The sequence below is a fragment of the Vibrio sp. D3 genome (genome assembly GCF_043995865.1).
In the GTDB taxonomy this organism is placed as follows: Bacteria; Pseudomonadota; Gammaproteobacteria; order Enterobacterales; family Vibrionaceae; genus Vibrio; species Vibrio diabolicus.
The window spans coordinates 2,934,507-2,958,323 of sequence record NZ_CP171887.1 but is presented as its reverse complement, the minus strand read 5'-3'; the positions used below and the strand labels follow the sequence as shown (position 1 = coordinate 2,958,323).

General features: G+C 46.1%; 20 protein-coding genes. 12 read left to right on the top strand and 8 right to left on the bottom strand.

Annotated features, from left to right (window positions below):
* Nucleotides 1-196: 196 nt before the first annotated feature.
* Nucleotides 197-832, top strand: a complete 636-nt coding sequence (gene motX / locus ACHFJ9_RS21690) for a flagellar protein MotX (protein WP_005387944.1) — start codon at nt 197-199, stop codon at nt 830-832.
* Between the two features lie 83 nt (nt 833-915).
* Here motX and hmpA read toward each other — a convergent pair whose 3' ends face one another.
* On the bottom strand, nt 916-2,100 hold the full coding sequence (gene hmpA, locus ACHFJ9_RS21685; RefSeq protein WP_395356276.1) for an NO-inducible flavohemoprotein: 1,185 nt from the start codon (nt 2,098-2,100) through the stop codon (nt 916-918).
* Nucleotides 2,101-2,257: 157 nt separating this feature from the next.
* Between hmpA and nsrR the strand changes: the two genes are divergently transcribed.
* The 5 genes from nsrR to trpS all read left to right on the top strand — a co-directional run bounded on the left by nsrR (nt 2,258) and on the right by trpS (nt 8,038).
* Nucleotides 2,258-2,683 carry a nitric oxide-sensing transcriptional repressor NsrR gene (nsrR, locus tag ACHFJ9_RS21680; RefSeq protein ID WP_005387939.1) on the top strand — a complete coding sequence of 142 codons (426 nt, stop codon included), beginning with the start codon at nt 2,258-2,260 and terminating at the stop codon, nt 2,681-2,683.
* Nucleotides 2,684-2,798: 115 nt separating this feature from the next.
* Nucleotides 2,799-5,303 (top strand): ribonuclease R, encoded by a 2,505-nt coding sequence (gene rnr / locus ACHFJ9_RS21675; RefSeq protein WP_395198197.1) that lies wholly within the window; start codon nt 2,799-2,801, stop codon nt 5,301-5,303.
* A 70-nt stretch (nt 5,304-5,373) separates the two neighbouring features.
* Entirely contained in the window at nt 5,374-6,120 is a 747-nt protein-coding gene (gene rlmB, locus ACHFJ9_RS21670) for a 23S rRNA (guanosine(2251)-2'-O)-methyltransferase RlmB (RefSeq protein ID WP_005395369.1), read from the top strand.
* A gap of 99 nt (nt 6,121-6,219) precedes the next feature.
* Complete coding sequence (locus ACHFJ9_RS21665; RefSeq protein WP_005395368.1) at nt 6,220-6,906, top strand: phosphoglycolate phosphatase; 687 nt, start codon at nt 6,220-6,222, stop codon at nt 6,904-6,906.
* A 115-nt stretch (nt 6,907-7,021) separates the two neighbouring features.
* A complete protein-coding gene (gene trpS, locus ACHFJ9_RS21660) occupies nt 7,022-8,038 on the top strand; it encodes a tryptophan--tRNA ligase (protein ID WP_053807770.1) in 1,017 nt (338 codons plus the stop codon).
* A 54-nt stretch (nt 8,039-8,092) separates the two neighbouring features.
* Here trpS and ACHFJ9_RS21655 read toward each other — a convergent pair whose 3' ends face one another.
* Nucleotides 8,093-8,467: a hypothetical protein gene (locus ACHFJ9_RS21655; protein ID WP_005395366.1), complete on the bottom strand. Its 375-nt coding sequence runs from the start codon at nt 8,465-8,467 to the stop codon at nt 8,093-8,095.
* Nucleotides 8,468-9,013: 546 nt separating this feature from the next.
* Between ACHFJ9_RS21655 and ACHFJ9_RS21650 the strand changes: the two genes are divergently transcribed.
* The 6 genes from ACHFJ9_RS21650 to ACHFJ9_RS21625 all read left to right on the top strand — a co-directional run bounded on the left by ACHFJ9_RS21650 (nt 9,014) and on the right by ACHFJ9_RS21625 (nt 17,960).
* Nucleotides 9,014-11,968 carry an ExeM/NucH family extracellular endonuclease gene (locus ACHFJ9_RS21650; RefSeq protein ID WP_395356272.1) on the top strand — a complete coding sequence of 985 codons (2,955 nt, stop codon included), beginning with the start codon at nt 9,014-9,016 and terminating at the stop codon, nt 11,966-11,968.
* A gap of 175 nt (nt 11,969-12,143) precedes the next feature.
* Nucleotides 12,144-12,731, top strand: a complete 588-nt coding sequence (locus ACHFJ9_RS21645) for an aminodeoxychorismate/anthranilate synthase component II (protein WP_005397690.1) — start codon at nt 12,144-12,146, stop codon at nt 12,729-12,731.
* A gap of 361 nt (nt 12,732-13,092) precedes the next feature.
* Entirely contained in the window at nt 13,093-14,304 is a 1,212-nt protein-coding gene (locus ACHFJ9_RS21640) for an aspartate aminotransferase family protein (protein ID WP_005397689.1), read from the top strand.
* Nucleotides 14,305-14,413: 109 nt separating this feature from the next.
* Nucleotides 14,414-15,433 carry an arginine N-succinyltransferase gene (astA, locus tag ACHFJ9_RS21635; protein WP_085344615.1) on the top strand — a complete coding sequence of 340 codons (1,020 nt, stop codon included), beginning with the start codon at nt 14,414-14,416 and terminating at the stop codon, nt 15,431-15,433.
* 28 nt (nt 15,434-15,461) lie between these two features.
* Nucleotides 15,462-16,919 (top strand): succinylglutamate-semialdehyde dehydrogenase, encoded by a 1,458-nt coding sequence (astD, locus tag ACHFJ9_RS21630; RefSeq protein ID WP_395356269.1) that lies wholly within the window; start codon nt 15,462-15,464, stop codon nt 16,917-16,919.
* Between the two features lie 249 nt (nt 16,920-17,168).
* The gene (locus ACHFJ9_RS21625) at nt 17,169-17,960 is read left to right on the top strand and encodes a DUF1338 domain-containing protein (protein WP_395198200.1); all 792 of its coding nucleotides are present in this window, start codon (nt 17,169-17,171) and stop codon (nt 17,958-17,960) included.
* Between the two features lie 145 nt (nt 17,961-18,105).
* On the opposite strand, the gene crp is transcribed toward ACHFJ9_RS21625, so the two are convergent.
* From crp to ACHFJ9_RS21595, 6 genes are all read right to left on the bottom strand, one after another.
* Nucleotides 18,106-18,738, bottom strand: a complete 633-nt coding sequence (crp, locus tag ACHFJ9_RS21620) for a cAMP-activated global transcriptional regulator CRP (protein WP_005381432.1) — start codon at nt 18,736-18,738, stop codon at nt 18,106-18,108.
* Nucleotides 18,739-18,978: 240 nt separating this feature from the next.
* Complete coding sequence (locus ACHFJ9_RS21615) at nt 18,979-19,848, bottom strand: phosphoribulokinase (protein WP_005397679.1); 870 nt, start codon at nt 19,846-19,848, stop codon at nt 18,979-18,981.
* Between the two features lie 124 nt (nt 19,849-19,972).
* Nucleotides 19,973-20,185 (bottom strand): YheU family protein, encoded by a 213-nt coding sequence (locus ACHFJ9_RS21610; RefSeq protein ID WP_005397677.1) that lies wholly within the window; start codon nt 20,183-20,185, stop codon nt 19,973-19,975.
* Nucleotides 20,186-20,218: 33 nt separating this feature from the next.
* Nucleotides 20,219-21,226, bottom strand: coding sequence for a hydrolase (locus ACHFJ9_RS21605; RefSeq protein WP_046874535.1), 1,008 nt, complete (start codon nt 21,224-21,226; stop codon nt 20,219-20,221).
* An 87-nt stretch (nt 21,227-21,313) separates the two neighbouring features.
* Nucleotides 21,314-21,802 (bottom strand): TIGR02444 family protein, encoded by a 489-nt coding sequence (locus ACHFJ9_RS21600; RefSeq protein WP_395356264.1) that lies wholly within the window; start codon nt 21,800-21,802, stop codon nt 21,314-21,316.
* Entirely contained in the window at nt 21,799-23,718 is a 1,920-nt protein-coding gene (locus ACHFJ9_RS21595; protein WP_395357483.1) for an ABC transporter ATP-binding protein, read from the bottom strand. The genes ACHFJ9_RS21600 and ACHFJ9_RS21595 overlap by 4 nt, the downstream gene beginning before the upstream one ends.
* Nucleotides 23,719-23,817 lie beyond the last annotated feature (99 nt).

Sequence of the window (23,817 nt, the reverse complement as noted above, 5' to 3'; positions counted from 1 at the left end):
AAGCCGACCTTCTGGTCGGCTTTTTTGTATCTGAACAAAAAACGGCAGTGATTCTCATATGGCAAATTTTTGCCGTTGAGTCTAAATCAGAGGCAAAAATTGTCTAAAGCTTAGCTGGTTTTTGCCGATAAGGTTATCAAGCAGAGGAGATCCTTCATCGATCTTTGGTTTCTTAGATACCTTAAAGAGTACGTTTATGAAGTTACGAACAGTGGCTGCTTCACTGTTATTGACCTTGGTAGCTACCACAGCGAAAGCCAATGTTGCTGATGTGGGGGCGCCAGTTCCTATCTACACCGAAGCAGAGCTGATAAAGCTTATTGAGCAAAATAAGCACTTACAACGTGTGCGCGCTGATAACTGCCAGCTGGTGGAGGATATCGTTGCTCGTGCGACTCGAATTAACTTACCCGCTTATGAATTTCTATACGGAGATATGTTGGCTTGGGGTGTGTGTGTTGAGCAAGATGTCGAACTGGGTCTTTACTACATCGAAAATGCAGCACATCAAGGATTACCTGCCGCGCTAGAGCAGATTGGTCGATACTATTCGCGTGGCACTTTAGTGCAGCAAGATAAAGAGCGAGCGATTCCTTACTTGCGAGAAGCCGCCTCAATGGGAAACCTAAATGCGCGTATTCATTTAGCCGAATTACTCCTGCGTGATTACGGCAGCCCACTTGATTACGAAGATGCGTATCGTTGGCTATATAACTCTGTCACAGCAGATAAGCGGCAGCATAAGCGCATCACTGTATTGAGAAATGGCCTCGAGCAGCGCATGCCACAAAACGTTATTGCTCGAGCTAAACGGCGAGATACCTTTTGGTAACGTCTTATCAAGGCAAACAACTTCATACAACAAAGCCCACATAATGTGGGCTTTGTTGTTTCCCGAAGAGTAATCTTGAGCGATTAAACGACTTTGTGTGGACCGAAGCATTCGTAATGGAGTTGCTCTTGTGGTACGCCAAGTTCTAATAGTTGTTTCGCTACGTGCTGCATGAACCCGACAGGGCCACAGAAGTACACCTGCACGTTATCTTGCTTTAATGCGGCTTCAATTTCATACAGATTGACAAAACCCGTGAAGTGGAAGTCTTCACCTAGCTTGTCTTCTGCCGTTGGGTGGTTATACCAAACGAGCGCGTTCATGTTTTCTTTTTCTGCAACGAGCTGGTTCACGTGTTGCTTGAAAGCATGCTGTTGACCATTTTCTGTTGCATGAACCCAAGTTACAGGTGCTTGATGTGCTGAGAGACTTTCTAGCATGGACAGCGTTGGCGTAAGTCCTACACCTGCAGAAATTAGAACAACGGGTGTTTGTGGTTCGGCATCCATAAAGAAATCACCGGCAGGGGCGGCAAGCTGCACTTTTTCGCCAATGTTCAGGCTATCGTGCAGGAAGTTCGATACTTTTCCGCCTTCTTCACGTTTTACCGAGATACGGTAAGTGTTCTCTTGGACCGCAGAAGATAGGCTATATTGGCGAATTTCTTGGTTTTCTAACTGGTCACTGTTGATATAGATGCCAAGATATTGTCCCGGTTTATACGGTGCCACTTTTTGGCCATCGGTTGGCTTGAACACAAAGCTGCAAATGTGTTCGCTCTCTATTTGTTTATCAACTAACTCAAATTCGCGTAGACCGCGCCAACCGCCTTCTAGAGCTTCATTTTGTTGGTAAATTTGTTCTTCGCGCTGAATAAATACATTCGCAAGTACGCCGTAAGCCTCAGCCCAAGCATTCAATACTTCCTGACCTGGATTAAACAACTCATCAATCGTCGCAAGTAAGTGTTTACCAACGATTTGGTACTGATCTTCTGTGATCAAAAAGCTTGTGTGTTTATGCGCAATTTTTTCTACTGCGCCAAGTAAGGCTGGCAAATTTTCAATATTGGCAGCATAGGCGCAGATGGCGTTGAATAGCGCTTCACGCTGATCGCCGTTACGCTGGTTACTCATGTTAAAAATATCTTTCAACTCTGGGTTATGAGTAAACATACGTTCATAAAAGTGCGCGGTCAGTTTTGGTCCCGTTTCGGCGATAAGTGGTGCGGTCGCTTTGACGATCTCGATGGTTTGATTGCTGAGCATAAGGGCTTCCTACTTTAAGTTGTATTTATAATGCATGTTTAAAGTTGTATCTCAAATGTATCTTTCGATCAAGAAAAGATTTACACTTTTATCGATAGCTCAAGTTTGGCGTTTTAGTGTCACCAGCGAGTTATTGAGTCGCACTTTGGGAGAGAATATGCAGTTAACGAGCTTTACTGATTATGCGTTGAGAACCTTAATTTTCTTGGCTTCGTTGCCGGAAGATGAGTTAACTAATATCACTGAAGTGACGGATTTATTTGGTGTGTCACGTAACCATATGGTCAAAGTTATCAACCGTTTAGGGCAACTAGGTTATGTCCACACCGTGCGTGGAAAAAACGGTGGTATTCGGCTGATGAAACCTGCTTCTGAAATCACAGTAGGTGGTGTCGTGCGAGATTTAGAGCCGTTAGATTTGGTCAATTGCGGCGTAGATTTTTGCCATATTACCCCTGCCTGTCGCCTCAAAGATAAATTGGCAAAAGCAAAAAGTGCCTTTTTGGCGGAGCTGGATGATTGCACGATCGAATCCTTGCTTAGCGACAATTCTGAGTTGTTGATCTTACTGGCTCGTCCTTAACTCATTTGCACGTCTAGAGTCGATCTCGATCATTCTTTTTTCAAAGCAATTCTGTAGCTTATCGAGAGACTCAGATATACTAGCCATATACCTTCCTTGCTAGATAGGCGTGCCTATGTCAGACAATATTCCAAACGATCCTTTTGCAGATCGTGAATCCAAAAATTACGAAAATCCAATTCCAAGCCGAGAGTTTATCATCGAGTTTCTAGAGCAAGCGGGCGTTCCAATGAATCGCAACGACTTGTTTGAGGCACTAAAGCTTGAGGGCGAAGAGCAATACGAAGGGTTGCGTCGTCGGCTACGTGCGATGGAGCGAGATGGTCAACTGGTGTTTACCCGCCGTCAGTGCTACGCATTGCCTGAAAAACTTGAAATGGTGAAAGGTTACGTGATTGGTCATCGTGATGGCCACGGTTGGGTGCGTCCAGAAGGCAGCGTCGGCAAGGATGATGATATTCTGTTACCGCACCATCAAATGAAGAACATCATCCACGGTGACTTTGTTTTAGTGCAACCTACAGACAACAGCAAGCGCGGTCGTCGTGAAGGGCGCTTGGTTCGAGTGTTAGAGGAGCGTAATGATCAAATCGTCGGTCGTTTCTTCCTCGAATATGGTTATTCCTATGTTGTCCCTGATGACTCGCGTATCAGCCAAGATATTCTGATCCCAAATGAGCACAAAGCGGGTGCACGCATGGGTAACGTGGTCGTGATTGAAATTACTGATCGTGGCTCACGCTCACGTGGCATGATGGGGAAAGTGGTTGAAGTACTTGGTGAAAATATGGCACCAGGTATGGAAACGCAAATTGCGATTCGTACACACCAAATTCCTCACGAGTGGCCAGAGGCCGTCGATAAACAAATCGAAAACTTGGGCGAAGAAGTACCAGAAGAAGCCAAAGTTGGTCGTGTGGATCTACGTGAGTTACCACTTGTGACCATTGACGGCGAAGACGCACGAGACTTTGATGATGCTGTTTACTGTGAGAAGAACAAAGAAGGTGGTTGGCGTTTATGGGTAGCGATTGCTGACGTCAGTTACTACGTTCGTCCTGACTCTGCGCTGGATAAAGAAGCCATCAACCGTGGTAACTCGGTGTACTTCCCATCGCAAGTAGTGCCAATGCTACCGGAAGTGCTATCAAATGGTTTGTGTTCACTTAATCCACAAGTTGATCGTCTGTGTATGGTGTGTGAAATGACCATCTCAGAGACGGGTAAACTATCGGGCTACAAGCACTACGAAGCCGTGATGAACTCGCACGCTCGTCTCACATATAGCAAAGTGAGCGCGATTCTAGAAGGGGATGAGGAACTACGTGAGCGTTACCGGCCGCTTGTTTCTCACCTAGAAGAGCTGCACAAGATGTACAAAGTGCTGAAAGAAGCACGAGATCAACGCGGTGCAATCGAATTTGAAACCGTTGAAACCAAATTTATCTTCAATGCGGAACGTAAAATCGAAAGCATTGAACCAGTGATTCGTAATGACGCGCACAAGATCATCGAAGAATGTATGATTTTAGCCAACATTGCTTCGGCATCGCTGGTAGAAAAAGCGAAAGAGCCTGCGCTCTATCGTATCCACGAATCTCCAGGTGAATTACGCCTGCAAGGTTTCCGTGACTTCTTAAGTGAACTTGGTCTTGAGCTAAAAGGTGGTCTAGAGCCTTCACCAACGGACTATGCTGATCTCGCACGTCAAATCTCTGGGCGTCAAGATCAAGAGTTGATTCAAACCATGCTGCTGCGTTCAATGAAGCAAGCGGTATACAACGCAGATAACGCGGGGCACTTTGGATTGGCACTGAAACGCTATGCGCACTTTACGTCGCCAATTCGTCGTTACCCTGACCTGTTACTTCACCGTGCAATCAAGTATCTGATTGCGAAAGAAGAAGGTCGTAATCAAGACCGGTGGACACCAACGGGTGGCTACCATTACTCGTTCGATGATATGGACTTTTACGGTGAACAATGTTCGATGACAGAGCGCCGTGCTGATGATGCCACACGTGATGTTGCGGATTGGTTGAAGTGTGAATACATGCAAGACCACGTCGGTGACGAACTAGACGGCGTGATTGCTAATGTCACTAGCTTTGGCTTCTTTGTACGTTTAACGGATTTGCACATCGATGGTTTGGTGCATATTTCTACCCTTGCGAACGACTACTATCAATTTGACCCGATTGGTCAACGACTTATTGGTGAAAGTTTCGGTAACATCTATCGCTTAGGTGATGCAGTAAAAGTAAAAGTACTGGCTGTTAACCTCGATGATAAGCAAATTGACTTTGAATTGGTCGAAACAAGTCGTAAGCTACGCGGTGAAGGTAAGACTGCGAAGAAACGCGCAGCGGAAGCAAAACGCAAAGCGAAAGATAAAAAACGCGCTGCGACTCGCTCTTCATCGAAAGAAGGTGGCGCGCCTCGCGCAGTTCCTGCGATAGAGCCAACTAAGCGTCCAGAAGAAACGGGCGCAGTGAGTAAGCGCAATGGCCCCAAACGTGATGACGCCGAAGGCAAAAAGAAGCCTAAAGTGAAAAAAGCACGTAAAAAAAAGCCACACAGTAAGCCGAAGAAAACCAAGCGCACTAAAAAAGAAGCGTAGTAGGCTGAAGCGCCAGCTCAGTTCAAACTCGGCTGGCGCAGGCAATGCGACCCGAACAACAGGTTAAACAATGAGTAACGAATTTATCTACGGCATTCACGCAGTGAAAGCGGTATTGGAGCGCGAACCAGAGCGTTTTATCGAGGCATACGTTTTAAAAGGTCGTCAAGATGATCGCCTAATGCCAATCCTAAATGATCTTCAGGTTTGTGGTGTCTCTATTCAACAAATGACGCGTAAAACTCTGGATGATAAAGCGCGTGGTGCAAATCACCAAGGCATCATTGCTCGCGTAAAACCAGCAAAACAACTGAACGAGAACGACATTGATGACATCTTAGCGCAGCATGAATCACCGCTACTGTTAGTGCTGGATGGTGTGACGGACCCGCACAACCTTGGTGCGTGTTTGCGTAACGCAGATGCGGCAGGCGCTGCGGCGATCATCGTACCGAAAGATCGTTCTGCACCAATGAATGCAACGGTAAGTAAAGTAGCATGTGGCGCTGCAGAGGTTGTGCCTTTGATTCGTGTAACCAACCTTGCACGTACAATGCGTACGCTACAGGAAAAAGGTATTTGGTTTGTGGGTACGGCTGGTGAAGCTACGCACGACATTTATCAAGCTAAGCTTACTGGTCCTCTTGCTATCGTGATGGGTGCTGAAGGTGATGGTATGCGTCGTCTGACTCGCGAAACCTGCGATGATTTAATTAAGATTCCTATGGCGGGCAGTGTATCAAGCTTGAACGTATCAGTGGCTTCTGGTATCTGTTTGTTTGAAGCGGTTCGTCAGCGTTTGGCTGCCCAAAAATAAGGCGAGCACACTAAGCGTCGCTGAGTGTGACACTGAGTGACATCAAGATTAAGCACACAGGATGGGGAACCATCCTGTGTTATTTTAGCTAGGGAATTTATGACCCAACAAGATATTAAATTGATTGCTTTTGATCTGGATGGAACACTGCTTGATAGCGTGCCAGATCTTGCCGTAGCGGCCGATCAAGCAGTTCAGGCGTTAGGCTATCCTTCTGTATCAGAAGAGCAGGTGCGTGATTACGTTGGTAATGGTGCTGATATATTGATTGGACGTGCATTAAGCCAAAGCATGACCATCAGCAGTGATTTGAGTGATGAGCTGCGTGCTAAAGCGCGTGAGCTGTTTGATGAATACTACAAGCAAAGCGGCCATAAGCTAAGTCACCTTTACCCAACAGTAAAAGAGACGCTTGAAGAGCTACACCAAGCTGGTTTTACGATGGCGATTGTGACGAACAAGCCCTCGAAATTCGTACCAGAAATTCTAGAGCAGCATGACATCGCCAAGTACTTCGTAGACGTATTAGGTGGTGACGCGTTTCCAGAGAAAAAACCAAACCCGGTGGCGCTGAACTGGCTAATGGAAAAGCACCAGGTAAAACCAGCAGAGATGCTGATGGTTGGGGATTCGAAAAACGATATCTTGGCGGCGAAAAATGCGGGTTGTGCTTCATTTGGTTTAACTTACGGTTATAACCATGGCGAGCCCATTTCAGCTTCGAACCCTGACGTAGTGGCGAACCGCCTCGCGGAATTACTGGAAGTCGTCGCTGTTTCTGCATAACGGCAACAAAAGATCTTCCAAAATACTTGTTAATGAGTACACTGAGTAAACCGTGCGCTAAAAGCCGCACGGTTTTTCATTTTAATTAGATTAAGAAGTCAAAGGAATCATTCTAATGAGCAAACCCATTGTATTGAGTGGTGTTCAACCGTCAGGTGAACTAAGTATCGGTAACTACTTGGGTGCTCTACGTCAATGGCAGCAGATGCAAGACGATTATGATTGCCAATACTGTGTAGTAGACCTTCATGCGATTACGGTTCGTCAGGATCCTAAAGCACTGCATGAAGCGACATTAGATGCACTGGCAATTTGTCTGGCAGTTGGTGTTGATCCGAAGAAGAGCACGCTATTTGTTCAGTCACACGTACCAGAGCATGCTCAACTTGGTTGGCTTCTTAACTGTTACACGCAAATGGGTGAGCTGAGCCGTATGACTCAGTTTAAAGACAAATCGGCACGTTACGCGAATGACGTAAACGTGGGTCTGTTTGATTACCCTGTGTTGATGGCAGCAGATATTTTGCTTTACGGCGCACACCAAGTGCCAGTTGGTAGCGACCAGAAACAGCATCTTGAGTTAGCACGTGATATCGCAACGCGTTTTAACAACATCTACTCACCAGAGAGTCCGATTTTTACCGTTCCTGAGCCGTACATTCCAACAGTCAATGCACGTGTGATGAGTCTTCAAGACGCGACGAAGAAAATGTCGAAGTCAGATGATAACCGTAAGAACGTGATTACTCTGCTTGAAGAGCCAAAGTCGATCATCAAGAAGATCAACAAGGCGCAAACAGACACTGAAACCCCACCAAGCATTCGCCATGATATCGAGAACAAAGCGGGTATCGCGAACCTAATGGGACTTTACTCTGCGGCGACAGGAATGAGCTTTGAAGAGATCGAAGCCAAGTACAAAGGCGTAGAAATGTATGGTCCATTTAAGAAAGATGTTGGCGAGGCGGTTGTAGCAATGCTTGAGCCAATTCAAGCAGAATACCATCGTATTCGCGCTGATCGTGCTTACATGGATGAGGTAATGCAGCAAGGTGCTGAAAAAGCCTCGGCTCGCGCTGCTGAAACGCTGAAGAAAGCATACAAAGCGGTAGGCTTTGTCGCTCGCCCATAGTCGCTAAGAATAGATTACAAAAAGCTCCACGTTGGTGGAGCTTTTTTATACTTTTTACTGGAATGGCGTGTCTTTCATGCAACGTTCCATATCGTAATATTCAACACGTCCTCGAGCACCTAAAAAGGCGGACTTCACCACCATGCCTCTATCAATGAAGTAACTGAGCTGCACGCATGATATATCGTAGCTAAGTTCTTTAATTCTTGCTGGGATCCAGTAGGTTCCTGGTGTTCTTAGACGCTGGGTAAAAGTAATAACACCCTCGTCACTGACCTCTAACTCTTCAATTCCATCCAGCTCATTTTTGGCTGATTCGATGATGTTTTGATTCGCGGTAGGTTGAAGTGGCTCACTGGCGGTCAATTGACATCCCGTTATCAAGCCAAGTAAGAAGAGAGCTAGCACACTGCGTTGAATTTTTTTCATTTATCGTTCCTGGGTTTACTGCTAATGAGATCTTAATGTCTCGCGCAGGTGTTATATCTTTTGTGTATGAATTTGGCTAGTGAATAAGGAGAAGTTATTGAGCAAATGATGAAAATTTTGAAGTATAAGGGTCATGTGTAAGAAAAAGCCAAGCGAATAATAGGTGACTTAAGTTTAGACATGGCTATAAAAATGAAAATCACAGCTTTCTAAATTAGTGATTAATTATATTTTCATTTATAACAAAGTGAGCTTGGTTAATAAGCCACTTCACGAGCGATGTATTTTCTACTCCTTAACATGAAGTGAAAAAATAAACTGAGTAATTAATCTAAATTTTGATTTGTTTATCAATAGCGTTCTGTATTTATTACAAAAAATGTTTGAATGGGATGTTCTGGCATATTTTCTTACATTCACATGTGATTCATTTCACGGCTTTAATTGCTCATTCTTATTTATTTCATAAATAAACCTGATAGTAGACGCAAATGGTAGGCTCTGATCAGAGCTAAGTTTGCATTTACATAAATATCAGGTATGACAATGGACACGTTAATCAAACCCTCAATACTCGCACTAACCATCGCCAGTGCACTTAGCGCAAACGCGAACGCAGAGATTATTATTTCCCAGTATGTGGAAGGCGGCGCTTATAATAAAGCGGTCGAGATCGCCAATACAGGTGATACGGCGGTGACACTCACAGGCTATGAATTAGCAAAATCTTCGAATGGTGGCGGCTCGTGGGGCAGCACTCTTGATCTTAGTGACGTAACGTTACAAGCGAAGCAAGTGTATGTGCTTGCTCATGGCGATGCGAGCGAAGCAATAAAGGCGGTTGCGGATTACACTGATAAAAATGTAGCGAACTTTAACGGCGACGATCCGTTGGCACTTCTTAAAGATGGGGAAGTGCACGATATATTAGGTGTGATGGGGGACGTGGATTTCGCTAAAGACACCACGTTAGTTCGTAACAGTGATGCGCTTACACCTTCAACTACCTACCAATCCACTCAGTGGACAGCCTTACCTAAAGATAATATTGATGGTTTAGGGGAATTAAATACAACTGAGCCACCTGCGCCATTTGCTTGTGAAGTAGATGGACAAGAACCAGCCTTTACCACCATCCAAGAGATTCAAGGTGAAGGTGCTTCTTCTCCATTTATTGATGGCTACCCTTACATCACGACCGAAGATCACTTCGTAACTGGTGTGGTCAGTGCTGTAACAACAGGCTTAACTAAAGGCTTCTACCTGCAAGCACTTGAGAATGATGGCAACGACAAGACATCTGAAGGTTTGTTTATTCACACTGATGTTGCCGATACAGAGCTGAAAGCTGGTGATGTTGTTTGTGTGAAAGGGAAAGTACAAGAGTACTACAGCAACACTCAGCTTTCTTCTGATGCAAACAGTTATGTAAAAACAGGCACATCAAACGCCTCTTTGGTTACTCCGTTAACGATTAAGGAAGGAGAAACACTACGTGATGCACTAGAGCGTCATGAAGGTATGCAAGTTGAGCTCAGCTCGGCTAGCGAACTTTTCGTTACTCGTAACTTTTCTTACGATTATGACTCTCGACGCAACAACATGATGTTGTCTCATGAAGCACCGTTGTTTAAGCCGACTCAATTGCATGCAGCAGAGAGTGACGCTGCGGTTGCCCTTGCCAAAGAGAATGCGGCCAACCGTATTTACTTGGAATCGGATAGCAAAGCGCCAAATGGTCAAATCCCATATTTCCCAACGTTTGCACAAGACCTAGATCAAAATGGCTCTTCAGAGCAGCACATTCGCCTAGGCTCTCGCGTCGAAGGCCTGCAAGGTGTAGTGAATTACAGCTACAACGAGTACCGCCTAATTGCGACCAATGAAGTCGATAGCAGAAACTTTGTCACGTCAGGTGATGACTTTGACGTTGCGCGTAAAGCGGCGCCAGCCATAGCCGATTCTGATTTACGAGTAGCGAGCTTTAACGTTCTTAACTACTTCACTTCGGTTGCTGACAGCGGTCACGACAACCCAACCGGGCAAAATCGTGGCGCGACAAACCTTGATGAGTTCTTGATCCAGCAAGCGAAAATCGTTTCAGCAATGAATAAGATGGACGCGGACATCATTGGCTTGATGGAAGTAGAAAACAACGGCTTTGGTGATGGTAGTGCTATCCAAAACTTGGTTGATGCTTTAAACGCTGAGATTGATGACGTGGAAGATCATTACACGTATGTCGAAATCGAAGAGCAAGACAAATACCAAGAGGAATACTTTGGCAGTGATGCGATCATGGTTGCGATCTTATATCGTGCTAACGCAGTAACACCAAAAGAAGCAGCAAAAGTCATTGTGACGCCGGAGCAACACATTGCAGAGAACACCATTACTCGTAAAGAGGGCACTGAAAGTAACCCGGCATACGACAAATATCAACGCCATAGCTTATTACAGACCTTTACAGTGAAAGAGACTGGCGAAGATCTTTCAGTGGTCGTGAACCACTTTAAATCGAAAGGTTCTGAATGTATTGAAGAGTGGATTGCTGGTGTAGAAGACTCAGAACCCGCGGATCTGCAAGGTAACTGCAACAACTTCCGTGTTTCTGCTGCGAAAGTCGTTGGTGAAGCGCTGAAAGATATTGATGGCGATGTGCTCGTTATGGGCGATTTGAACGCTTACGGCAAAGAAGATCCGTTACTTACCCTCACTGATTACTCACAAGAGAAATACGGCCGTGATATCTACACTGCCGCTTACACAACCATTGGTGGCGGTGAGCTTCAAGTAGAGAAAACCAAGATTGAAAAAGGCTACGGTCTGCACAATTTAAACACCTTGCTGCATGGCGCTGATACGTTCTCGTACACCTATTCAGGTGAATTGGGGAACTTGGACCATGCATTGGCAAGCAGCAGTTTAGCGCAAAAAGTGGTGGCGATTGAAGATTGGCACATCAACTCCCTAGAAAGTAACTTGTTTGAATACAGCAGCAAATACACGGGTGACATGCCGAAGTACAAAGATGCGTTCTCAGCGTCTGATCATGATCCAGTGATTATTGCTATTGATTTGCCAGATGATGATATCGATTTACCGAAAACGGGTGAAAACTTAGCTATTGATGTACGTCTACCACCAACTGCGGTTGCGGGCGATATTGTGACAGTGAACTTAACAGCATCCACACAAGCGGCCGCGACAAGCAGTGATGCAAAAGTTTACTCGGCTAGCCAAACCTTGACTCAAACTGACATTGACGCACGCAGAGTGAATATTGAGTTTGAACAAGCGCCAGAACAAGGTAATTACCAGTTAGAAGAGAAAGTGACAGACTCGACAGGCAACGTCGTTAAGTTTAGCTCTGTTCGTGATGTCTCAATGACGCAAACTGAAACGGGTGCAGAAGGTTCGAAGGACTCAGATGGTGGTTCGTTTGGTTTTGGCGCGCTACTCGCGATGCTTGGACTTGGCTTAGTACGTCGCCGCAACTAAGCCTTTATCTCCTAAAATACAGCTGTAAAGACCAAAGGCCAGCCGATGCTGGCCTTTTTATTGCACAAAGACTTGCCTTTCTAGTTTGGTGTTGCAAAATACCGCCCTTAATTGTCGCAAACCAGACAATCATCTCTTAAGTCTTGCCTAAACGGATTGGAGCAGCTGACACTCTATGTTGTTGATCATCGATAACTACGATTCTTTCACTTACAACCTCTACCAATACTTTTGCGAGCTTGGCGCTAGTGTAAAAGTCGTGCGTAACGATGAAATCGACATTCAAGGGATTGAAGCGTTGAACCCAACTCACTTGGTGATCTCACCTGGACCGTGTACGCCAAACGAGGCAGGTATCTCTCTACAAGCTATCGAATACTTCGCTGGTAAGCTTCCAATATTGGGTGTTTGCCTTGGTCATCAAGCGATAGCGCAAGTTTTTGGTGGGGAAGTCGTGCGCGCTCGACAAGTAATGCATGGGAAAACGTCACCTATTCGTCACAATGGTCGTAGTGTGTTTAAAAATCTGAATAACCCACTCACGGTAACCCGTTATCACTCTCTCGTGGTGAAAAACGGTACGTTACCCGATGTGTTTGAACTGACCGCATGGACTGAGCTGCCGGATGGAAGTATGGACGAAATCATGGGTTACCAACATAAAACCCTGCCAATTGACGCAGTGCAGTTTCACCCAGAATCGATCAAAACAGAGCAAGGTCACGAGTTGCTTGCGAACTTTTTAGCACGTAAGGCGATCTGATCGCGATCACTTTTCTTAACAAATCATTCATCTTTTTGCCGAGGTGAGTGGATTGCAAAACTATGCGGTTCATTCTGGCCTCTTTGTCTATTCATGTCTTTTTAAACCTTCTATCCCCTGTATTACATAACATTTATAAAAAATCGCTTCTCTATTTTACTTTCTTGATGCATAAATAGTCATAAGCAGTGATTAATGGAAGTTGCTTTCGAGAACGAAAAGAATAAATCACTATTGAAATGGTTAATTAAATGTAAATACAATGCCGCAATAGCTTAAATGCAAAACATTATTTGCTGGCAAAGAGCGCCGGTTAAATTCGCTTATCTGCTACGCATGCGGTATCAAGAAGGAATGTGCAATGACAACGGAAATTAAAGTAGAGCGCGGTTTATTCGATGAGGTAATGGTACCTTGCTATAACCCGATGGAAATGATCCCTGTTAAAGGTGAAGGTTCACGTGTTTGGGATCAGGAAGGTAATGAATATATCGACTTTGCTGGTGGTATTGCAGTGAGCTGTCTTGGCCATTGTCATCCAGTAATGGTAAACGCATTAACAGAGCAAGCTAACAAGCTTTGGCACTTAAGTAACGTGATGACGAACGAACCAGCACTTCGTCTGGCGAAAAAGCTAACAGAAGTGAGCTTTGCTGAGCGCGTATTCTTTGCTAACTCTGGCGCAGAAGCGAACGAAGCGGCACTTAAGCTGGCACGTCGTTACGCTGCTGACGTACATGGTGCTGAGAAATCAGAAATCATCGCATTCAAACAAGGTTTCCACGGTCGTACGTTCTTTACCGTAACGGTTGGTGGTCAAGCGGCTTACTCTGACGGTTTTGGTCCTAAGCCTGGTGACGTTACCCACTTACCTTACAATGATATCGAAGCACTACAGGCACACATGTCTGATCGCACATGTGCGGTGATGATGGAGCCGCTACAAGGTGAAGGCGGTATCGTGCCACCAACGCCTGAGTTTGCTCAAGCAGTACGTGAGCTGTGTGACAAACACAACGCGCTACTGATCTTCGATGAAGTGCAAACCGGTAATGGTCGTACAGGTAACTTCTACGCTTACCAAGGTTTAGGTATTACACCTGATATTCTAAGCACCGCGAAATCACTTGGTGGCGGTTTCCCAATCGGTGCAATGCTTACTACTGCAAAATTAGCAGAGCACATGAAAGTCGGTACGCACGGTTCAACTTACGGCGGTAACCCACTCGCGTGTGCTGTAGCAGAAGCAGTTGTGAACGAAGTTACTAAGCCTGAAGTGTTGGCTGGTGTGCTAGAACGCGAAGCGATGTTCCGCGAAGGTCTAGAGAAGATCAACGCGAAGTACAACATCTTCTCAGAAGTTCGTGGTCAAGGCCTATTGCTTGGCGCTGCACTGAATGAAGAATGGCAAGGCCGCGCACGTGATGTTCTCGTCGCTGCAGGCAAACAAGGTCTAATGGTATTGGTTGCGGGTGCCAATGTCGTACGTTTCACACCATCACTCGTTATCACACAACAAGAAATTGAAGAAGGCTTGGCGAAACTGGATAAAGCGATCGCGACTTTAGTTTAAGCGCGATATCAGTTTCAACGTCAACGCAGACACCCCCGTCAAGGATCTCTGATGGGGGAATTGTTCCTACAATATAGTTAGGATCTTCTTGCATCTGGAGGGAGTATTGATGCTAGTAGTTCGCCCTATCGCGATGTCGGATTATGACGCGCTGCACACTTGTGCGGTGGAGTCTGGTCACGGATTTACATCTCTACCGGTTAACGAAGAACTGTTAACCAATCGAATCAAACACTCAGAGTACAGCTTTGGTAAGCCAGATGTGGCAGAACCAGGTGATGAAGGCTACCTGATGGTCGGCTTTGACTCTGAAACGGGTGAGGTTGCGGGTACCACCGGAATCGAAGCATCTATCGGCTGGGATGTCCCATTTTACTCGTATCACATTAGTAAAGTGGTGCACTCGTCACCAAAGCTTGGCGTCAATAATGTCGTCAAACTGCTTACTTTTGGTAATAACTACACGGGTAACAGCGAAATTTGTACCTTGTTCTTGCGTGAGAAATTCCGCCAAGGTCTGAATGGTCGTCTAATGTCGAAGTGTCGTTTCCTCATGATGGCTGAGCACCCAGAGCGTTTCTCTGAAACGATCTTTGCGGAGATGCGTGGTGTTTCAGACGACGAAGGCAACTCGCCGTTCTGGCAATGGTTACAAGAGCATTTCTTCTCCATCGATTTCACGCTTGCGGATTACCTCACAGGTATCGGCAAGAAAGGCTTTATTGCTGACTTAATGCCGAAGCTGCCTATTTACATCAACCTGTTGAGTCCAGAAGCGCAAGCCGTGATTGGTCAAGTGCATGACAATACTCGCCCAGCATTAAAGCTGCTTGAGCGTGAAGGCTTCACTAACCGTGGCTACGTGGATATTTTCGATGCGGGTCCAACCGTTGAATGTGACTTACGCAATATTGAATCGGTACGTCACTCGTTCCGTGCGCAAGTGAAAATTGCACAACATAGCAGTACGCAAGACTTCTTGATGTGCAACTCATCGTTCGAAAACTTCCGCGCAGCAGTCACCAAAGCGGCGTATGACCCTGAAACACAAAGCGTCATGATCGCACCAGACGTTGCGGATGCACTTTTGGTTGAGGAAGGGGATTTTGTTCGCCTTCTTCCGCAGTAACAGACGACAGAATTTAAGGATAGAAACAATGACACATTGGATTGCAGGTGAATGGGTACAAGGTCAGGGTGAAGCATTTACGTCTCTGTCACCTTACAACCAAGAAGTGATCTGGCAAGGCAACGGTGCAACGGCAGAGCAGGTGAATCAAGCGGTATCTGCAGCGCGTGAAGCGTTTATTGACTGGAAAAAACGCCCATTTGCAGAGCGTGAAGCGATCGTGTTGGCTTTTGCTGAGAAAGTAAAAGAGAACAGCGAGAAAATCGCTGAAGTCATTGCCAAAGAAACTGGTAAGCCAATTTGGGAAACGCGCACTGAAGCAGCGGCAATGGCAGGTAAAATTGCAATCTCTATTCGTGCTTACCATGACCGCACTGGTGAAGCGAGCCGTGAAGCGGCGGGCAACCAAATTGTGTTACGTCATCGCCCACTGGGCGTGATGGCGGTATTTGGCCCATATAACTTCCCTGGTCACCTACCAAATGGTCACATTGTGCCTGCGTTACTAGCGGGTAACACCGTTGTGTTCAAGCCATCCGAGCAAACGCCTTGGACTGGCGAGCTAGCTATGAAACTTTGGGAAGAAGCAGGTCTGCCGAAAGGAGTGATCAACCTTGTCCAAGGTGCGAAAGAAACCGGTATTGCGCTTGCTGACGCAAAAGGCATTGATGGCGTACTGTTCACGGGCAGCGCGAACACAGGGCATGTATTGCACCGTCAATTTGCGGGTCAACCAGGCAAGATGTTAGCACTAGAAATGGGTGGTAATAACCCGATGGTGATCTCTAATAAATACGGTGATTTGGATGCCACGGTGTACACCATCATCCAGTCAGCGTTTATCAGTGCTGGTCAACGTTGTACGTGTGCTCGTCGTTTGTACGTGCCATTGGGTGAGAAAGGTGATGCGCTCATCACGAAACTGGTTGAAGCGACGAAGAATATTCGCGTAGACCAACCATTTGCAGAGCCTGCGCCATTTATGGGGCCGCAAATCTCCGTTGCCGCAGCCAAGTTCATTCTCGATGCACAAGCGAACCTTCAATCACTTGGTGGTGAAAGCTTGATTGAAGCTAAAGCAGGAGAGGCGGCGTTTGTTTCTCCGGGCATTATTGATGTAACGAACATTGCTGAGCTACCAGATGAAGAGTACTTCGGTCCACTTCTGCAAGTGGTGCGTTACGAAGGGCTAGAAAAAGCCGTAGAACTGGCGAACGACACGCGCTTTGGTCTCTCTGCTGGTTTAGTTTCAACTGACGACCAAGAATGGGAATACTTCGTTGACCATATTCGTGCAGGGATCGTGAACCGTAACCGCCAGCTCACTGGTGCAAGCGGTGATGCGCCATTTGGTGGTCCTGGTGCGTCAGGTAACCTACGTCCAAGCGCTTATTACGCAGCAGACTACTGTGCGTACCCGATGGCATCAATGGAAGGTCAAGAGACTATCTTGCCTGCAACATTAAGCCCAGGTGTGGCGCTATAAGTTTTAATAACAGAGTCGCAACCATGTATTGCGGCTCACCTTGCCGGCGAATCATTTAGGTATGGGTTGTAGTGATCGTTGGCAGAACACGGAAAGTGAGCAAAGACTCGGAAAAGCGTGTTGACTGACTGGCATTTACCGTCACAGGTTGATGGCTGCTCGTTCATTATTCTGGACAACTTTTCGTTGTGAACGAGCAGTCAACTTCCGCTTACCTTTTAACTCTACATCTCGTAACAAGGAGTCGTTATGACGCCCGATGTGTTATTTGAATCGCTATGGCAAGATTACATTCAACGTCTTTGCCCTTCTGCTGCGAAAGTACATCAGCTGCTTCAAGAAGATGAGCCTCTGATTAATGATCATATAGCTTTACGTACCTTCAATATTGCGCCTCTTGGTATCGAAACCTTAGCTAAACCATTTGTAGCCATTGGCTATCAGGCATGTGGTGACTACGTTTTCGAAAGTAAAAAGCTGGTTGCTAAACACTATGAGCACCCTGATCCGAAGCAACCTAAAGTCTTTATTAGTGAGCTAAAAGTTGAGGAGTGTTCACCTGAGCTGCAAGAGATTGTGAAAAAGCTGGTGGCACAAGTCGATGCAGGCAAGCTGAACGATAGCGCATTCTTACATGATGGACGCTTGTGGGATTTAAGCTTTGCTGACTACCAAACGTTGGCTAAAGAAAGTGAGTATGCATCTTGGTTGGCTGCGCATGGTTACGGCGCAAACCACTTCACGGTGAGCGTTAACCAGCTCAATGAATACGAAGAAGTGAAGCAAGTAAACGATCACTTACGTACGGCCGGATTTACCATTAATGAAAACGGCGGGGAAGTGAAGGGCACTCCTGAGGTGCTGCTAGAACAATCATCGACCATGGCGGATAAAGTGGCGGTTCGCTTTAGCGAAGGCACTGAAATTATCCCTGGTGGCTTTTACGAGTTTGCTAAGCGCTACCCGATGGAAAACGGTGAGCTGTACCCAGGTTTTGTGGCGGCTTCAGCGGACAAAATCTTTGAAAGTACGAATGGCTAACTTTTAGGGTTAACCTTTCGGCTAACCAACTTGCTCATTAGTCTTTTGTTGCTCTGAGCTTAATGTGGTTACAAGACAAATAAAAAGCCACCAATGTCGCCATTGGTGGCTTTTATAATTTTGTTCGCGTCACTCTGGTTTGAGATTAACGAGTACCGTAAACCACGATAGTTTTACCGTGCGCAGAGATTAAGTTCTGCTCTTCTAACATTTTCAAGATACGACCTACTGTCTCACGAGAACAGCCAACGATTTGACCGATTTCTTGACGAGTGATCTTGATTTGCATGCCGTCTGGGTGAGTCATTGCGTCTGGTTGTTTTGCAAGGTTCAGAAGCGTCTGAGCGATACGACCAGTTACGTCTAGGAACGCCAGGTCACCCACTTTTTGGCTAGTTACTTGAAGACGACGAGCCATCTGCGCAGAAAGGCGCATTAGGATGTCTGGGTTTACTTGGATAAGCTGACGGAATTTCTTGAAAGAAATTTCAGCAACTTCACAAGGAGATTTAGCACGAACCCAAGCTGTGCGCTCTTGGTCTTCCTCGAATAGACCAAGTTCACCAATAAAGTCTCCTTGGTTTAGGTAAGAAAGGATCATCTCCTTACCTTCTTCGTCTTTGATAAGAACCGCAACAGAACCTTTAACGATGTAGTACAAAGTTTCTGCCTTTTCGCCCGCGTGAATTAGCGTGCTCTTTGAAGGGTACTTATGAATATGACAGTGTGAAAGAAACCACTCTAATGTTGGGTCGGTTTGAGGTTTACCTAGAACCATAATATCTCACTTCCTCTGCAGGGTACGCTTGCGCTATCCATATTTTAGCTAAGCCTGAATTAGGCCTACTAGAATAAGAGCACTTTTTATATGCTGCAAGCTCTCTTGTGTTTCGGTAAGAAATAGTATCCTTTTTCGAAAACGATTTCTTGATTTTAATCGTGCCATGATTGAGATTTTGTAAGCAAAACTGTGCACATGATCACGGTATGAAAAGTAAACATCTTCGCAGGCAGGTTTTTAGCCAATTTTCCCTGTTTCGATGAGCTGTTGTAGGATAGGCCGAACTATGAGCTCCATTGCAAAGCTCATCTTACCGCCTGGCACGACAATCGTGTTGTGGCGTGACATGAATGAGCCATCAATCATAGCCAGGAGATATGGGAAGTCGACTTTCTTTATCCCACGCAAGCGAATCACGACAAAGCTCTCATCTAGACTTGGGATACCTTTCGCGTTAAGTGGGTTGGAGGTATCGACCGTTGGGACGCGCTGAAAGTTAATATGAGTGCGAGAAAATTGCGGAGTGATGTAGTTAAGATAATCGTCCATCGAGCGCACGATAGAATCCATTACTGCTTCTCGTGAATGACCGCGGTCACGAGTATCACGCACAAACTTTTGGATCCACTCTAAGTTTACGATTGGTACCATACCAATCAAGAAATCCACATGCTGCGCAACATTAACATCGCCATCCACAACACCGCCGTGCAAGCCTTCATAGAAGAGAACGTCACTGTTCTCCGGTAAGTCCTGCCATGGTGTGAAGGTACCAGGCATTTGATTATAAGGTACGGCCTCGTCAAAGGTGTGTAGGTAGCGACGTACGCTGCCTGCGCCATCGTGACCATATTTACGGAAAAACTCTTCCAATCCTGGAAAGTCATTAGCTTGAGGGCCAAAGTAGCTAATGTGTCGACCTTGCTCGCGCGCTTTACGGATTTCTATATCCATTTCAGGGCGAGTAAAGCGATGGAAGCTGTCGCCTTCAACCCATGCGGGTTTAACGTTCATCATATTGAACATCTTACGGAAGGCTTCAGATGTAGTGGTCGTGCCGGCACCGGATGAACCAGTAACCGCAATAATTGGGTGTTTAGCTGACATGACAAACCTTGTCGAAAATTACTTACCTGTAATGTGCAGTAGGCTGCTACTGCACGGTCGATAACCCACTATAGCACGTAACAATGCCTTGTCATTGAGTGGGGTTCGGTAAAATGTGAAGGGTCTAAAATTTTGTTTTTACCTGAATATCGACGGTTTCGTGCAGTTCAGAGAACACGATAACCGCTTCGCCTTTTTCTAATTGAGTTTTTACTTGATCCACTTTGTCTTGCAAAGAAACCTCGACGGTTCCGTAATCCGTGCCTTCGCGTAAGACGAACTCACGAATTAAGTTTTCCAATGTTTCTGGCGCAATGTCTTGCCATGGAATGATCATAAATACCTCGAACTTTTATGATGAGCGGCTAGTTTACTGCTTTCGCTGCTTGGATACAGCAGAAAGGTAATCTGCGGCAATACTTTCGTAATACGCTGGCAGCGCTTCTTCCAACCAAAATTTCGGCTTGAGCGCTGAACCTGTAAGGAAACCAACATGCCCACCGTGCTCAAAGAGACGGTAATCAATATTATCTGGCAGAACAAATTTCGGGATCACATCGTCGGTCATGAATGGATCGTCTTTGGCGTGAATGATCAGTGTCGGTAGCGTGATCTGTTGTAATTTACTTAAGCCAGAACATTGATCGTAATAATCTTGTGCGTCTTTAAAACCGTGCAGTGGTGCCGTGATCAAATCATCGAATTCATACAATCGTGTGACACGTTTTATTGAGTTGTAGGACAAAGCGAGCTCGCCATGCAACAAGTGATGTTTTTGCAACGCGTTGCGTTTGAGCGAAGAGAGCAGGTAACGGCGATACACTTTCGAAAAGCCTTGTTCAATACGGTTCGCACACGCTGCTAGGTCTAAAGGCGCTGAGATAATGGTCGCCGCATTCAAAATGGGGTGGTCTTTGTATTGGGCTAAATAATTCGCCAACATGTTACCGCCAAGAGAAATACCAACCGCAACTTTGGGGTTATCAGGAAAGCGTTGCTCAAGGTGCTCTAAGAAGTGGCGGGCGTCAGTCACTTCACCAGAATGATAGGCGCGAGCTTTCTTGTTTGGCTTACCGCTACAACCGCGGAAATGCATCATCACCGACAGCCATCCGGATTGAGCAAATGCATTCATTAGGCCATTGGCGTAAGGGCTATAGAAGCAGCCTTCTAGTCCATGAAATAAAACAAAAATCGGCTTTTTTTGCGCAGGTTCTTGGGTTGGGTCCTCGCTCCATGCGAGATCGAGAAAGTCGCCATCGGATGTATCGAGGGTTTGCCAAATCGGCGTAAACAACGCTTTTTTGCGAATAAAACGCGGTAAAAGCGTTTGAAGATGCGGGTTTTTGATCCCGGCGGCTGCGAAAAATTGTGTCATACCTAACTGCTCTTATGCGGTTCTTCGGTGTCAGTTGAAGAACTTATTAATATAATCCTTTATAAAGATTATAGGTATTCTACAGATTTATGGGCGTTTTGGTGGGTGAATGTTTGGCACCGGAATAGCAAAGGCCTGTTGCAAATGCTCACCACCAAGTTGACGACAGTATCTCAGCGTGAGTGGGGCGCCATCATTTTTGACCAGCGTGAGCGAGTTAATGCAGTTCACCAAATCCGCTTGTTGCTGCTTTTCTAGTTGCAGCTCAAACTGCAAGGTTTCACGATATAAAGCGTCATTGACTTGAGACTTAAGATGGCGACGTAAGTCGCGAAAAGAGTGCAGTAAGGTTTCGCTTCGGCCCAGACAGCTTTGTACCAGAGGCCAGTCTTTTTCTTGGAAAATGAGTTGCTGCTCATCGAGCCATCTGAGCAGCAGGAGTAGGTTCACGTTGCCGTGATAATTGTTCTGCAATGATAAACACGCTTCTTTCACTTCTCGCACACCATAAAACTCCAGACTGAACTGCCAAAGGTGTTCTAGGGTGAGTGTGTATTCAGCGTGTTGATTACTCATTGATTAAACTCTAGCTCCATCTGCTCCAGTTCTTCCTGAGCAGACATCCATTCCATTTCAATTTCTTCGAGCTCTGCCTTACTAGAAGCTTGAAGAGCCAGCACTTGGTTAAGTTTAGCTTTATTTTCGGCTTCATACAGTGAGTTATCTGCCAATTGTTCTTCAGCTTCGGCCAGTGCAGCACCTAACTTATCCATTTTATTTTCTAATTGTGTCAGCGTTTTGCGAATTGGCGCCGTCTGCTTACGAAATTCTGCATCGCGACGTTTCTGCTCTTTTTTCGCTGCAGCGCTGTTGGCGCTATCTTTGGCTGGCTGTGCGGCTTGTGCCTCTTTGCGTTCCGCTCTTTGTTGCTCGGTTAACCACTTGTAGTAGTCGTTTAAGTCACCATCGAACGGCGCAACTTGACGATCGTGCACCAAGTACAAGTCATCGGTTGTAGCACGCAATAGGTAACGGTCGTGCGAAACAATCACCATTGCACCTTCGAACGTTTGCAGTGCCATCGTCAATGCCTGACGCATGTCCAAATCCAAGTGGTTGGTTGGTTCATCAAGTAGCAACAGGTTTGGCTTTTGCCACACAATTAAGGCCAGTACTAAACGGGCTTTTTCACCACCCGAAAACGGCGCGACGCTCTCCAGTGCTTTGTCTCCTTGGAAGCCAAAGCTGCCTAGGTAATCACGTAGCTGTTGTTCGGTTTGATCCGGCGCGATCTGCATCATGTGTTGCAGCGGCGTTTCCTCTGGGTGCAACGTTTCTAATTGATGCTGGGCAAAGTAACCTATTTTTACGCCTTGTGAGTAAGTCAGATCGCCACCTTGCGCGTTAAGCTCACCAGAGAGTAATTTGATCAAGGTCGATTTACCCGCGCCATTACGGCCGAGTAGACCAATGCGACTGCCAGGAACCAAGTTCAAGCGGATCTTCTCTAAGATCAGGTTGTCACCGTAGCCTGCCGATACTTCATCCATCATCATGATTGGGTTTGGCAGCGCCGCGGGCTCACGGAATTGGAAGCTAAATGGGTTATCGAATTGAGCGGGTAACACTTTCTCCATGCGCTCCAAAGCTTTAATACGGCTTTGAGCCTGGCGTGCTTTAGAGGCTTTATAACGGAAACGGTCGATGTAGCTTTGCATGTGCGACATCTGTTTCTGTTGCTTCTCGAACATCGCTTGCTGCAGCATCATTTTTTGCGCTCGTTGGTTTTCGAACGACGAATAGTTACCCGTGTATTCGTTCAATTGTTGGTTTTCGATGTGAATAATACGGCCAACAATGGGGTCAAGGAAATCACGGTCGTGCGAGATCAGGATCAGTGTGCCTGGGTAGTTTTGTAGCCAACGTTCAAGCCACATCACTGCGTCTAAGTCCAAGTGGTTGGTTGGCTCATCGAGTAGCAATAAGTCAGAACGGCACAATAGCGCCTGGGCTAAGTTAAGGCGCATACGCCAACCACCTGAGAATTGAGTCAAACTCCAACTCATTTGCTCTTGGCTGAAACCTAAACCGTCGAGCAATTCTGCCGCGCGAGCGCGAATGCTATAACCGCCGATGGTTTCAATTTTACCGTGGATCTCGGCAACCAAGGTGCCGTTGTCTTGTGCTTCCGCTTCAGCCAACTGCTTTTCGAGCGCTCGGTACTCGCGATCACCATCAATGACGTATTCCAGTGCAGTGCGCTCTAGCGCAGGCGTTTCCTGTGCGACCCAGGCCAACTCCCAATGTTGAGGTTGGCTAAATGAGCCTGCATCAATCGACAGTTCATCTTTCAGCAATGCAAATAGCGTTGATTTACCGCAGCCGTTTTTGCCCACAAGGCCGACTTTATCGCCAGGATGGATAGTCGCTGAAGCTTGATCTAAAAGAGGTTTACCGCCACGCAGTAACTGAATATCAGAGAAGGTAATCATAAAGTTTTCATTCACTTTGCGCAGTGCGCGTTGCTTGGTTACATAGCGAAGTGGTTTCAATCGTTTTTAAAGCCACTTGGGTATATATCTAGCGGTGAA